The following is a 12,498-nucleotide window of genomic DNA, read 5'->3' as shown; positions in this document are numbered from 1 at the left end:
GACCGCCATGAAGACGTACGTAGTCGGTGTCGGTATGACCAGGTTCGAGAAGCCCGAGACCCGGGAGTGGCAGTACTGGGACATGGTCCGGGAGGCCGGCTCCAACGCCCTCGCCGACGCCGGGATCTCGTACGCGGAGGTGGAGCAGGTGCCCGTCGGCTACTGCTTCCAGGCCTCTGCCGCCGGTCAGCGCGCCGCCTACGAACTCGGCCTGACCGGTGTCCCCGTCTACAACGTGAACAACAACTGTGCCACCGGGGCGAGCGCGTTGATGCTGGCCCGGCAGTTCGTGACGGGCGGTATCTCCGACTGCGTGCTCGCGCTCGGCTTCGAGAAGATGAAGCGGGGGGCGCTCGGATCGGGCGCGGACAGCGGGGACTTCTCGACGTCACCCGTCGCCCGGCACTACGGGATCATGGCCGCCCGGCACGGCTTCGAGATGTCCCCGCCCACGGCGCAGATCTTCGGCGACGCGGCTCGCGAGCACATGGAGCGGTACGGCACGACGGAGGCCCAGCTCGCGGCCGTCGGCGCCAAGAACCACCGCCACTCGGCGCACAATCCGTACGCCCAGTTCCAGGACGCGTACTCGGTCGACGAGATCCTCGCCGCCAAGGCCGTGCACCGGCCGCTGACCAGACTCCAGTGCTCGCCCACGTCGGACGGAGCGGCCGCCGCGGTCGTCGTGTCCGAACGGTTCGTCGAGCGGCACGCGTTGGAGGACAGGGCGGTCGAAATCGTCGCCCAGTCGATGACCACCGACACCGAGGAGTCCTTCGCCTCCGGCTCCTGCATCGACGTCGTCGGACAGTCGATGTCGCGGGAGGCCGCGCGCCAGGTGTACGAACGCTCCGGACTCGGCATCGAGGACGTGGACGTCGTGGAACTCCACGACTGCTTCTCGATCAACGAACTGCTGACCTACGAGGCGCTCGGCATGTGCGGGGAGGGGGAGTCGGGCGAACTCGTCGAGTCGGGGGCGACGACGTACGGCGGACGCTGGGTGGTGAACCCCTCCGGAGGCCTGATCTCCAAAGGGCATCCGCTGGGAGCGACCGGAATCGCCCAGGTGGCCGAGCTGGTGTGGCAGTTGAGGGGAGAGGCCGAAGCGCGGCAGGTGCCGGGGGCGCGGGTCGGGCTGGCCCACAACATCGGACTGGGCGGCGCGGCGGTGGTCACGCTGCTGCGCGCGGGGGCCTGAGCGGACACCGGGCTTCAGCCGACCCGGCGCCGACCTGACGCGGGCCCGACACCGACCTGACGCGGGCCCGACGCGGACCCGACGCGGACTCTACGCCGACCTGACGCGGGTCCGGCGCCGAGTCGACGCCGAGCTGCGCGGGCCACCGCCGACGGCAGCGGCTGGCGGCCCTGGTTCCTGTTCCCTGGTGTCTGCTCACCCGCCACTGGTCCTAGGACCAGTGGCGCACGCTCGCCTGCGTCGAAATCCTGATGCAAGGAGCGTGAGCCGGTTGAGAGCATGACACCCATGCTCCGAGCCGCTGAAGACACCCGGACAGGCGCCCGTACCGCCCCACCCACCTGGGTGGTGATCGCACTCGCGTGTGCCGGACAGTTCCTGGTCGTCCTGGACGTGTCCGTCGTCAACGTGGCCCTGCCGTCCATGCGGACCGACCTGGGGCTGAGCGGGCCGGGGCTGCAATGGGTGGTGAACGCCTACTCGATCGCCTTCGCCGGGTTCATGCTCCTCGGCGGCCGGGCCGGGGACCTGTACGGGCGCAAGCGGATGTTCCTGGTGGGCCTCGCGCTCTTCACGCTCGCCTCGGCCGGCGGCGGCCTCGCTCAGGAAGGCACCCAACTGCTGCTCGCCCGGGCCGCGCAGGGACTGGGGGCCGCCGTTCTCGCGCCCTCGACCCTGACGATCCTGACGTCGTCCGTCCCGGAGGGCGCCGCACGCGCGCGGGCCATCGCGACCTGGACCGCCGTCGGCGCCGGGGGCGGCGCGGCGGGCGGACTCGTCGGCGGACTCCTGGTCGACGGGTTGTCGTGGCGCTGGGTGCTCCTCATCAACGTGCCCGTCGGCGCGGTCGTGCTGGCCGGCGCGGCGCGCTGGCTGGTGGAGAGCCGGGCCGGGGACGGGCGGCGGCTCGACCTGCCGGGCGCGCTCCTGGTGACGGCGGGCCTCGCGACCCTGGCGTACGGGATCGTGCAGACGGAGACCGAGGGCTGGACGGCGGCGGCGACGCTGGTGCCGCTGGGCGCGGGCGCGGCTCTCATCGGGGCCTTCCTGGCCGTCGAGGCGCGGACCGGGGCGCCGCTGATGCCGCTGAAACTGCTGCGGCTGCGGTCGGTGTCCTCGGCGAACACGGCCATGTTCGTCTCCGGCTCCGCGATGTTCTGCATGTGGTTCTTCATGACGCTGTACGCGCAGAACGTGCTCGGCTACTCGCCGCTGGGCGCGGGCCTCGCCGTGGTGCCGAGCTCGCTGGCGGTGGTCGTCGGCTCGAAGTCGGCGCCGCGCCTGATGCCGGTCGTCGGGGCGCGCGAGGTGGCGGTCCTCGGCACCCTCCTGGCCGCGGCCGGCTTTGGCTGGCAGTCGACCATGACGGCGGACGGCCGGTACCTCACGGCGATCCTGCTCCCGGGCATCCTGATGATGGCCGGCGCGGGCCTGGCCGCGACGCCGCTGGCCGCGCTGGCGACCTCGGGTGCGGCGCCGGAGGATGCGGGGCTGGTGTCGGGCCTGGTCAACACCTCACGGGTGATGGGCGGTTCGCTGGGACTCGCGGTCATGTTCACGATCGCGGCGGCCCGTACGGGGGGAGGTACCTCGGGAGCGGCACTGACCGCGGGGTACGCGCTGGCGTTCCGCGTCAGCGGGGTGATGCTGCTGGCCGGGGCGGTGCTGATGTTCGTCTGGCTGCCGCGGAGTGTCTCGCCGCCGAGAATCTCGCGGCGGTGAGGCAACGAAATCCGATGCTCGCGGACTCCTTAAAACATCTAGGAGGTGCTCATGGGGGATCGGAAACAGGCTCGGGGCGAGGAGTTCCAGAGCTTCGTCGTCGGCCGCTGGCCGCGGCTGATGCGTACGGCATTTCTCCTGACGGGGGAGCAGCACGCCGCGGAGGACCTGGTCCAGACGACTCTGGAGCAGGTGTACGTGGCCTGGCGCAGGGTCGGCTCGGCCGACGAACCGGAGGCGTATGTGCGGCGCGTGATGATCAACGCGCACGCTCGCAAACACCGCAGAAAACTCAAGGAGTTCCTGGCGCCGAAGGACGACTCGGGGCTGGCGCGAGAGGTTCCCGACAGCGGTGACCCGATCGCCCGCGCCGACGACCGCGGCGCCCTGATCACGGCGCTCGCCCAACTGCCGCCGCGCCAGCGCCAGGCGGTGGTCCTTCGCTACTGGGAGGACCTGAGCGAGAGCCAGGCGGCCGAGGCGATGGGCTGCTCGGTGGGCGCCGTGAAGAGCAACGCGGCCAAGGGGATCGCGAAACTCCGTGTCATACCGGGCCTGGCGGACACGGTGACGCAGGGAGGTCGGAAGTGATGAGCGCGAACCGGGAGACGAATCACGGCATGGCGACGGAAACGGACATCGCCTTCCTGCTGGCCGAGGCGGCGGACGGGGTCGAGATCGGCATAGCCCCCTACCAGGCGGTGCTGCGCGGCGGCCGCCGCCGCAAGGCGCGCCGCTGGGCGATGGCCGCGGCGGCGGCCCTGGTCATCGCGGGTTCCACGGGGACACTGGCGCTGGCGGGGGGTACGGAGAGCGACGGCAGGAAGGCCGTTCCGGCCGTCACCGTGCCGTCGACGCCCGAGAAGCGGCATGTGTACGAGCCGCAGGCGACCACCGTGGCGCGCGGGACCGAGCACGGCAAAGAGTGGAGTGTCGAGGTCATCGTCTGGGGGGCGCCGAAGAACGGGATGGAGGCGCAGTACCAGCGGTCCAAGATGAGCGAGTACGCCCTCACGCCGACGGGCACGGAAGTCGCCTCGGACCTCGTCGGCAGGGGCTGGGTCTTCGTCCGCCTCCACGCGGGGGACGCCGGTGGGATGACGCTGCTGGACGGGGCGGTCGAGAAGGGCGACTCGTACTCGGGCACGGACCTCGAGTCCGCTTCGGCCCCGCTGAGGTTCGACGCCGCTTCGTCTGACATGTCTCAGCGGCTCGTGATCGGCAAGGTCGCCCCGACCGCCCGGGAGGTCACCTGCTCCTGGGACGACGGCACGACGATGAAGGCCGGGAAGGCCGCTCCGGAGACGGACCTCGCGTCCCACGCGGTGATCAGGCCGGTGGACGGCTCCCAGCCGAACTGGTTCCTGTGCTTGGCGCCGGAGGGCAAGCACTACACATCCGGGACGGCGAAGGTGACGAGGTAGCGGCGGCGGACGAGGAGTGACCTGGCGGGTGGCCGTCGCCGGACCCGGCGGCGGCCACCCGGGTGATCCCCCGCGTGGTGCCGGACGAACAGGCCCTACAGCCAACCCTGTTGGCGGGCCTCCCGCATCGCCTCCATGCGGTTGCGGGTGGCCGTCTTGCCGATGGCGGAGGAGAGGTAGTTGCGGACGGTCGATTCGGAGAGGTGCAGCTTGCCGGCGATGTCGGCGACGGTGGCGCCGTCCACCGAGGCCTTGAGTACGTCGCACTCGCGGGCGGTGAGCGGATTGGGCCCGGCGCTCAGCGCGGCGGCGGCGAGGGCCGGATCGATGACGGTCTCCCCGGTCAGCACCCGCCGGATCGCCTCGGCCAGTTCCTCCACCGGCCCGTCCTTGACCAGGAACCCGGCGGCCCCAGCCTCCATGGCCCGCCGCAGATATCCGGGGCGGCCGAAGGTGGTGAGGATCAGCACCCGGCAGTCGGGCGCCTGCTGACGCAGTTCGGCGGCGGCGTCCAGCCCGCTCTTCCCCGGCAATTCGATGTCCAGCAACGCCACATCGGGCCGGCTGATCAGCGCAGTGTCCACGATCTCGTCCCCGGCGGACACCTGCGCGACCACCTCGATGTCCGGTTCCATCCCGAGCAGCAGAGCGAGTGCCCCGCGCATCATTCCCTGGTCCTCGGCGAGCAGGACACGGATGGACTTGGCGGGCCGGTGATCCTGGGGCATCTCGTTCACGGGGCAAGCGTAAGGCGCACAGGTCCCGGCCGGCCGCGGTCTGCGCGGCGGAGGCTGGGCCCGGGGCCGCGGTGGGGCGATAAAAAAACGTCCTCGTTCGAGTCCGCGAGTCTTGACGGTCCACGGCTGCGGGCAAATAATCGCCTCGGAATTCAGCGCTCCCCTTTGTAATTCCTGAGCCGGGTCGATTTTCGCAAACGTTCGGCATTTCGACCGGGAATTGGTTCGGTATTTCGATCGAACGCCGTCCGGTATCTCGACCAGGCACCCGCACTGTCCTACCAGGAACGGAAGAGGTGCACCGTGTTGTCATCCTTAGCGCCCTTGCGGCGTCTCAGAAGCGCGGCCCTGGCCGTGCTGTCGGTGATGGTCGCCGTCGTCGCGCTCGCCGTAGGCTCGCCGCAGGCCAGCGCCGCGGGGTCACTCCCCTGCGACATCTACGCCACCGCGGGCACCCCCTGCGTCGCCGCGCACAGTCTCGTCAGAGCGCTCTACACGTCGTACAGCGGCTCGCTCTACCAGGTGCAGCGCGCCTCCGACAGCGCCACCGCGAACATCGGTCTCCTGGCCGCCGGCGGGTACGCGAACGCGGCTGCGCAGGACTCCTTCTGTACCGGTACCACCTGCATCATCACGAAGATCTACGACCAGTCCGCGCGCCACAACGACCTCACCGTCGAGGGCGCGGGCGGGGCGGGCGCGGCCGATGTCGGGGCGCCCGCGGACGCCCTTCCGGTGACGGCGGGCGGCCATCAGGTCTACGGCCTGGAGATCTCGGCGGGCATGGGCTACCGGGACAACTCCACCTCGGGCGTGGCCGTCAACGGGGCGGCCGAGGGGATGTACATGGTGACCTCCGGCACCCATGTCAACGGCAGCTGCTGCTTCGACTACGGCAACGCCGAGACGAACAACAAGGACACCGGCAACGGCCACATGGACGCGATCAACTTCGGCACCGAGTGCTGGTTCTCGCCCTGCTACGGCCAGGGCCCGTGGGTGCAGGCCGACCTGGAGAACGGGCTGTTCCAGTCGGACTCCGGATACAGCAAGAACACGGCGAACACCGGTACCGGGGCGATGCCGTTCGTGACCGCTTTGCTGAAAAACAACGGTCAGGACCATTTCGCGCTGAAATACGGCAATGCCCAATCGGGCAGTCTCACGACCACCTATTCCGGGGCTGAACCCACCACCAGTGGCTACTCGCCCATGCACCAGGAGGGCGCGATCGTCCTGGGCACCGGCGGAGACAACAGCAACGGTTCCATCGGGTCCTTCTTCGAGGGCGTCATGACCTCCGGCATCCCGACGGACGCGGCCGACGCCTCGGTGCAGTCGAACATCGTCTCGGTCGGATACGGCGCCGCGACCGGCAGCAGCGGCTCGCTGACGGCCGGTTCGGAGATCTCGCTGCGCGCGACCACCTCGTGCTGCACGACCGACTACATCCGCCACCAGGCCAACGCGGCGGTCGTCTCAGCGATCACGTCGAGCAGTTCGGCGCTCGACAAGAGCGACGCCACCTGGATCGTCCGCAGGGGCCTCGCCGACAGTTCCTGCTATTCCTTCGAGTCACGGAACTACCCGGGTGACTTCCTGCGGCACTACAACTACCAGCTCCTCAGGCAACCCATGGTCGGCACCGCGCAGTTCAGACAGGACGCCACGTTCTGCGCGGGGACCGGGAAGAGCGGGACGGGGACCTCGTTCGCGTCGTACAACTACCCGACGAGATACATCAGGCACTACAACTACAACGTCTATATAGCGAGTAACGGCGGCTCGAACGCCTTCGACAGCGCCACCTCGTGGACGGACGACGTGAGCTGGGTGGTCACGGCTCCCTGGGCGCCGTAGCCCGGGACGGACAGGTCAAGTCCGCCGCTCTCCACGGGAGTTCGGTGGTGACCTACGGCCGCCGTGCGGCGGCGGGTCGGCCCGCAGGGGTCCGCCCGCCGCCGCGCGGTGTTCCGTCGGACCCGTCGGGCCGGTGCCGCCCGACGGGGGAGGGTGTCAGCGGCCCGCGGACAGGTTGGCCCCGCCGGTGCAGTCGAGGACGACACCGGTCACGAAACCGTTGGCGGCCACCCGCGGTGGCCGTCCTTCAGATCGACGCCTCCGTCAAGTCGGCCGCTTCCACCGGGAGTTCGGCCCGCACCTCGAAGCCGCCGCGCGGAGTCCGTCCTGCCCGCAGGGAGCCGCCCGCCGTGGCGAGGCGTTCGGTGAGGCCCTTGAGGCCGGTGCCGCCGATGCCCGGCACCGGCTCGGCCGGGGAGGAGTCCGTGCCGTTGTCCGAGACGGTCAGACGGACCAGGTCCGGGGTGCCGTCGACGGTGATCTCGCAGCGGGTCGCGTCACTGTGGCGCACGACGTTGGTGACCGCCTCGCGGAGCACCCAGCCGAGCAGCGCCTCGGTCTGCGGGACGAGCGGCGGCCCGGACTGCCGTACGACCGGTTCCACCCGCGCCGCGGACAGCGCCGAACGGGCGCGGTCCAGCTCCGTGGCGAGGCTGCCCTCGCGATACCCGGTGACCGCCTCGCGGATCTCCGTCAGGGCCTGCCGGCCGACCGACTCGATGTCCGTGACCTGGACGAGCGCCGCGTCCAGGTCGCGCGGGGCCAGCCTGCGGGCCGCCTCCGACTTCACCACGATGACCGAAAGCGTGTGCCCGAGCAGATCGTGCAGGTCGCGGGAGAACCGCATCCGTTCCTTCTCGACCGCCCGGCGCGCCAACTCCTCGCGGGCCTCGCGCAGTTCACGTACCGCCTCGGAGAGCGAGAGAATCGCGGCCGTCACCATCGTGGACAGGAACGTGCCGTAGGCGATGTTCACCGCGTCCCAGCCCGCCCGGACGGCGGAGACCGCAGCGGCGAGTGCCGTCAGACCGAGGCCGATCTTCCCGAGCCAGGGGCCGCGCAGCACCGCCCCGGTGGCCAGCCCGAGCAGCGGGAAGAAGTACAGCCAGCTCCCGCCGTACCCGAGGGCCAGCGCGCAGGTGACCACACCCATCAGGACGAGCGCCACCCGGGTCGAACGGGCCTCCCGCGCCGTCTTCACGAACGCGCGGAACGTCACGTAGATGTAGAGGGAGTTGAAGACCAGCAGGCCCAGACCGCCGATCCAGGGCTGCGGTGTCCTGCCCTGGAAGAGGTTGGAGAAGGCGCCCATCCCCAGCAGCAGCCACGGCAGCAGCGCGAAGCCCGTCGGCGGCGGGCCCGGGTTCTCCGGCATCTCGCCGCCGCTCGCCCGCGCGCCCCGCTGCTCGGCCTTGAACCGCTCCATGTCGGCCTTCCAGCGCGCCCGTTCGGCCCGCCACCCGCTGACCTGGCAGCCGATGCTTCTCATCAAGGGCATGTCCAGCTCCCCGTTCAGACGGTTCGGGCGGATCGACGGTACGAGACCACAGCGTACGAACCGAACACCAGCAGCCAGGCGGTCAGCACCGCCACCGCTCCGAGGCCCGGCGCCCGGCCCTCGGTGACCGACACACCGAGCTGCGCGAAGCGGTTCGTGGGCGTGAACGCCGATACCGAGCGCAGCCAGCCGGGGAAGAGGGCGAGCGGGAACCACAGGCCGCCGACCACCGCGAGCCCCAGATTGCACACCATGTTCGCGACACCCGTGGTCTGCGCGGTCATCCGGTAGCCGTTGCCGAGGCCCAGCAGGGTGAAGGGGACCGAGCCGAGCCACAGCAGCACGGCCGTCGCGGCCCACTGCCAGGCGTCCAGCCGTACGCCGTTGACCAGCCCGCCGGCCGCCAGCACCGTGACGATCGCGGGCAGCACGGTCACCGAACCGGTCAGCGCCCGCCCCAGCACCACCTGGCGCGGGGTCATCGGGGTCACCCGGAGCTGCCGCAGCCAGCCGGTCACCTTGTCCTCGGCGACCCCGCCGCCGGTGTTCAGCGCCGAGCCGACCGCGCCGTACGCGGCCATGCCGACCATCGACGCGGTCCTCCACGCGCCGTCGTCGCCACCGCCGAGGTTGGTGAACAGCAGGTACATCATCACCGGCATCGCGACACCGCCGATCACGAAGCCGGTGTCGCGCAGCGTCCGGCGCACTTCGAGCCGCAGATAGTCGAACATCACACCGTCTCCCGAGCGCGTGAGGTGAGGGCCATGAACGCGTCGTCCAGGGACGCGGGGACAACCTCAAGGCCGCGTATCGCGCCCCGTTCGGCCAGCGCGACCACCGTCGCGTCCGAGTCGTCCGTACGCAGCCGGGCCCGCTCCCCGCGCACCTCCACGGCCACCACACCGGGCAGCAGCGCCAGGCCCTCCGCGCCGCGCCCCGCCAGGTCGAAGGAGACCAGATTGCCGCCCGCCGACCGCTTGAGCTCCTCGCCGGTCCCGTTCGCGACGATCCGCCCCCGATCGATGACGACGATCCGGTCGGCGTGCGCGTCGGCCTCCTCCAGATAGTGCGTGGAGAAGAGCACCGTGTGGCCGCGCCGGGCGTAGGCCCGCATCGACTCCCAGAACGCGTGCCGTGCCTCCACGTCGAGCGCGGCGGTCGGCTCGTCGAGCACGATCAGCGCCGGGTTCCCGGCGAGCGCCACCGCGAACCGCACCCGCTGTGCCTGCCCGCCGGACAGCCGGTCGACGCGCCGCCCGGCCAGCTCCGGGATGCCCGCGAGCCGCAGCGCCTCGGCCACCAGAAGCGGCGCCGGATAGCGCCCCGCCACGAAGGAGACCAGCTCGCGCACGGTGACCCGCGGCACCGGCCGGGTGTCCTGGAGCATCGCGCCGACCCGTCCGGCGCGCACCGATTCCTCCGGGCGGCCGCCGAAGAGCGCGACCGAACCCTCGTCCGGCTCGTTCAGGCCGAGCAGCAGCGAGATCGCCGTCGACTTGCCCGCGCCGTTGCGGCCCAGCAGCGCCACCGTCTCGCCGGGCGCCACGTCGAGGTCGAGACCGGCCACGGCGCGCACGTCGCCGAAGGTCTTGACCGCGCCCCTGAAGGACACGGCCGGCGGTGCCCCCGCCGTCCCCGGCCTCTCCGGCGTTTCCGCCGCCGTCCCCGCGGTGTTCCCCGCCGTCTGTGTCATGGGAACGACGCTAGGGGTCCGGGCGGGTGCTCCGGCAGATGCACTTGTCGGCGATCGGCCGGGACAAATGTCACGGCCACCCGCCGCGGCGCGTTCCCGCGGCAGGCCGCCGCGACGGCTTGATCTGACATGGCGTCAGTAGTCTTCACAAGTATTGGGCGCTGGGCTATACAAGGGGTCGCCGGACTGGAACGCGTTCTAGAACGAGCGGGTTCCACGGCCCAGTGTCGACCTCGGTGCGGCCGACGGTGCGGACGGCCGCACCGAGGTCTTTCGCGCAGTCGAGTCAGGAGCCACATGCCCATTGACGCCGCCAAGGCCGTCGCAGCGGAACCGCGGACCGGAGAGATCGCCTGGACCCCCAAGGACGTCCAGCTCTACCACCTGGGCCTGGGCGCGGGCGTCCCCGCGACCGATCCCGACGAGCTGCGCTACACCCTCGAATCCAGGCTGCACGTCCTGCCGAGCTTCGCCACCGTCGCGGGCGCCGGCTCACCGGGCGTGATCAGCGGCCTCTCCATGCCCGGCGTCGACGTCGACCTCGCCCGCGTCCTGCACGGCGGCCAGACCGTCCGACTGCACCGCCCGATCCCCGCCGAGGGCACGGCGACCGCCAGCGGGCGCATCGCCGCGGTCTACGACAAGGGCAAGGCCGCCGTCCTCGTCATGCGCACCGAAGTGGCCGACGCCGAGGGCCCGTTGTGGACGAACGACGCCCAGATCTTCGTACGGGGCGAAGGCGGCTGGGGCGGCGACCGCGGCCCCAGCGCCCGTCTCGAAGCGCCGACGGGACCGCCGGACAGAACCGTCGAACGCCCGATCCGCGAGGACCAGGCCCTGCTCTACCGGCTCTCCGGAGACCGGAACCCCCTGCACGCCGACCCCGAGTTCGCCAAGCTCGCCGGATTCGACCGGCCGATCCTGCACGGGCTGTGCACGTACGGCATGACGCTCAAGGCCGTCGTCGACACCCTGCTCGGCGGCGATGTGACCCGCGTCCGCTCGTACACCACCCGGTTCGCCGGAGTCGTCTACCCCGGCGAGACCCTGCGCATCCGGATGTGGCGTCGGGACGGCCGGGTCCAGGTGGCGGTGAGCGCGGTCGAACGGGACGACGCGCCGGTCCTCGCCGACACCGTCGTCGATCACGCCTGACACTCGCACGAACCGTCCTGAGGGGAGCCGCACCATGCGCGCAGCCGTACAGCACGAGATAGGCCAGGACAAACTCGAAGTCCTCGACGACGTCGAGGCGGTGGGCTTCGGACCCGGCAAGGTGCGCATCCGGGTGCGGGCCACCGGGCTGTGCCATTCGGACCTGTCCGCGATGAACGGCGTCCTGCCGCAGCCCGCGCCGTTCGTGCCAGGACACGAGGGCGCCGGCGAGATCACCGAAGTCGGCGACGGGGTCACGCACGTGAAGCCCGGCGACCGGGTCGTCATCTGCTGGCTCCCGGCCTGCGGCGCCTGTCCCGCCTGCAAGCGCGGCCAGACGGAACTGTGCCTGGCCGGGTTCATGAACGCGGGCACCCCCAACTTCAAGCGCCCCGGTGGTGCCGTCTTCGGCTTCGCCGGCACCGGCACCTTCGCCGAGGAGGTGGTCGTCGACGCGGGCTGCGCGGTCCCCATCCCCGACGACGTGCCCTTCGACATCGCCGCGCTGATCGGCTGCGGCGTCACCACCGGACTCGGCGCCGCCCTCAACACCGCCGACGTGGAAGCCGGTTCGTCGGTCGCGGTCATCGGCTGCGGAGGCGTCGGCATCTCCGCGATCCAGGGCGCCCGGCTCAAGGGGGCCGCCGAGATCGTCGCCGTCGACCCGGTCGCCTCGCGCCGGGAGGCCGCGCTCGGCTTCGGCGCCACCAAGGCGGTCTCGCCCGACGAACTCGCCGACGCCAAGCAGTCGGTGACCGCGGGGGAGGGCTTCGACTACGTCTTCGAGGTCGTCGGCAAGTCCGCCACCGCGCGCACCGCCTACGACCACACCCGCCGCGGCGGCACCCTCGTCGTCGTCGGAGCCGGCGCCATGGACGACTTCCTCCAGCTCAACATGTTCGAGCTGTTCTTCGACGAGAAGCGCATCCTGCCCTCCATGTACGGCGGCGGGGACGTCCTTCGTTCCTACGAGCGCACGATCGCCCTGTGGCGCGCGGGCCGCATCGACCTCGCCGGCCTGATCACCCACCGGGTGCCGCTGGCCGAGATCAACGAGGCCCTCGACCAGATGCGTTCGGGCACCGCGCTGCGGACGTGCATCGAGATCTGACACCCGCGACCGTCCAGGGTTCCCACGGCCGCTGAGGACTCCCGTCCCCGCTGACCTTCACGACCACGGCCGAGGACCTCCACGACAACCGTTA

11 protein-coding genes are annotated in these 12,498 nt (G+C 71.1%); 7 read left to right on the top strand and 4 right to left on the bottom strand.

The genetic code is table 11. From position 1 onward, the window contains the following. Window positions 1–7: 7 nt before the first annotated feature. The 4 genes from ACIQRL_RS03065 (at window position 8) to ACIQRL_RS03050 (ending at window position 4,347) form a co-directional block, all read left to right on the top strand. Window positions 8–1,201, top strand: coding sequence for a lipid-transfer protein (locus ACIQRL_RS03065; RefSeq protein WP_401328049.1), 1,194 nt, complete (start codon window positions 8–10; stop codon window positions 1,199–1,201). 288 nt (window positions 1,202–1,489) lie between these two features. After that, on the top strand, window positions 1,490–2,923 hold the full coding sequence (locus tag ACIQRL_RS03060; protein ID WP_401326233.1) for an MFS transporter: 1,434 nt from the start codon (window positions 1,490–1,492) through the stop codon (window positions 2,921–2,923). 51 nt (window positions 2,924–2,974) lie between these two features. Further along, the gene (locus tag ACIQRL_RS03055) at window positions 2,975–3,514 is read left to right on the top strand and encodes a SigE family RNA polymerase sigma factor (protein ID WP_401326230.1); all 540 of its coding nucleotides are present in this window, start codon (window positions 2,975–2,977) and stop codon (window positions 3,512–3,514) included. A 29-nt stretch (window positions 3,515–3,543) separates the two neighbouring features. Beyond that, the gene (locus ACIQRL_RS03050) at window positions 3,544–4,347 is read left to right on the top strand and encodes a hypothetical protein (protein WP_401326228.1); all 804 of its coding nucleotides are present in this window, start codon (window positions 3,544–3,546) and stop codon (window positions 4,345–4,347) included. 95 nt (window positions 4,348–4,442) lie between these two features. On the opposite strand, the gene ACIQRL_RS03045 is transcribed toward ACIQRL_RS03050, so the two are convergent. Continuing rightward, on the bottom strand, window positions 4,443–5,075 hold the full coding sequence (locus tag ACIQRL_RS03045; RefSeq protein ID WP_401328046.1) for a response regulator: 633 nt from the start codon (window positions 5,073–5,075) through the stop codon (window positions 4,443–4,445). Between the two features lie 375 nt (window positions 5,076–5,450). Between ACIQRL_RS03045 and ACIQRL_RS03040 the strand changes: the two genes are divergently transcribed. Then, a complete protein-coding gene (locus ACIQRL_RS03040) occupies window positions 5,451–6,944 on the top strand; it encodes an alpha-L-arabinofuranosidase B (RefSeq protein WP_401328043.1) in 1,494 nt (497 codons plus the stop codon). Window positions 6,945–7,191: 247 nt separating this feature from the next. Here the strand turns inward: ACIQRL_RS03040 and ACIQRL_RS03035 are convergent, their stop codons facing one another. Genes ACIQRL_RS03035 through ACIQRL_RS03025 form a run of 3 tightly spaced genes read right to left on the bottom strand, consistent with a single transcriptional unit; the run spans window position 7,192 to window position 10,057 of the window. Beyond that, window positions 7,192–8,442 carry a sensor histidine kinase gene (locus tag ACIQRL_RS03035; RefSeq protein WP_401326225.1) on the bottom strand — a complete coding sequence of 417 codons (1,251 nt, stop codon included), beginning with the start codon at window positions 8,440–8,442 and terminating at the stop codon, window positions 7,192–7,194. A gap of 14 nt (window positions 8,443–8,456) precedes the next feature. Further along, a complete protein-coding gene (locus ACIQRL_RS03030) occupies window positions 8,457–9,176 on the bottom strand; it encodes an ABC transporter permease (protein ID WP_401326222.1) in 720 nt (239 codons plus the stop codon). Beyond that, window positions 9,176–10,057 carry an ATP-binding cassette domain-containing protein gene (locus ACIQRL_RS03025; protein WP_401328040.1) on the bottom strand — a complete coding sequence of 294 codons (882 nt, stop codon included), beginning with the start codon at window positions 10,055–10,057 and terminating at the stop codon, window positions 9,176–9,178. Before ACIQRL_RS03025 ends, ACIQRL_RS03030 begins: the two co-directional genes overlap by 1 nt. Before the next feature lie 378 nt (window positions 10,058–10,435). Between ACIQRL_RS03025 and ACIQRL_RS03020 the strand changes: the two genes are divergently transcribed. Further along, window positions 10,436–11,293, top strand: a complete 858-nt coding sequence (locus tag ACIQRL_RS03020; RefSeq protein WP_401326220.1) for a MaoC/PaaZ C-terminal domain-containing protein — start codon at window positions 10,436–10,438, stop codon at window positions 11,291–11,293. 34 nt (window positions 11,294–11,327) lie between these two features. Further along, entirely contained in the window at window positions 11,328–12,404 is a 1,077-nt protein-coding gene (locus ACIQRL_RS03015) for a Zn-dependent alcohol dehydrogenase (RefSeq protein ID WP_401326217.1), read from the top strand. The last annotated feature ends 94 nt before the right edge of the window (window positions 12,405–12,498 follow it).

Source organism: Streptomyces sp. NPDC091209, from assembly GCF_044757755.1.
In the GTDB taxonomy this organism is placed as follows: domain Bacteria; phylum Actinomycetota; class Actinomycetes; order Streptomycetales; family Streptomycetaceae; genus Streptomyces.
This window is presented reverse-complemented; position numbering and strand designations above follow the sequence as displayed.

What these genes read in the sequence shown, in the direction of transcription:
- ACIQRL_RS03055 (WP_401326230.1), top strand. Translation starts at nt 2,975, where the DNA reads ATGGGGGATCGGAAACAGGCTCGGGGCGAGGAGTTCCAGAGCTTCGTC.
- ACIQRL_RS03020 (WP_401326220.1), top strand. Translation starts at nt 10,436, where the DNA reads ATGCCCATTGACGCCGCCAAGGCCGTCGCAGCGGAACCGCGGACCGGA.
- ACIQRL_RS03040 (WP_401328043.1), top strand. Translation starts at nt 5,451, where the DNA reads ATGGTCGCCGTCGTCGCGCTCGCCGTAGGCTCGCCGCAGGCCAGCGCC.
- ACIQRL_RS03035 (WP_401326225.1), bottom strand. Translation starts at nt 8,442, where the DNA reads ATGCCCTTGATGAGAAGCATCGGCTGCCAGGTCAGCGGGTGGCGGGCC.
- ACIQRL_RS03065 (WP_401328049.1), top strand. Translation starts at nt 8, where the DNA reads ATGAAGACGTACGTAGTCGGTGTCGGTATGACCAGGTTCGAGAAGCCC.
- ACIQRL_RS03030 (WP_401326222.1), bottom strand. Translation starts at nt 9,176, where the DNA reads ATGTTCGACTATCTGCGGCTCGAAGTGCGCCGGACGCTGCGCGACACC.
- ACIQRL_RS03045 (WP_401328046.1), bottom strand. Translation starts at nt 5,075, where the DNA reads ATGCCCCAGGATCACCGGCCCGCCAAGTCCATCCGTGTCCTGCTCGCC.
- ACIQRL_RS03015 (WP_401326217.1), top strand. Translation starts at nt 11,328, where the DNA reads ATGCGCGCAGCCGTACAGCACGAGATAGGCCAGGACAAACTCGAAGTC.
- ACIQRL_RS03050 (WP_401326228.1), top strand. Translation starts at nt 3,544, where the DNA reads ATGGCGACGGAAACGGACATCGCCTTCCTGCTGGCCGAGGCGGCGGAC.
- ACIQRL_RS03060 (WP_401326233.1), top strand. Translation starts at nt 1,490, where the DNA reads ATGCTCCGAGCCGCTGAAGACACCCGGACAGGCGCCCGTACCGCCCCA.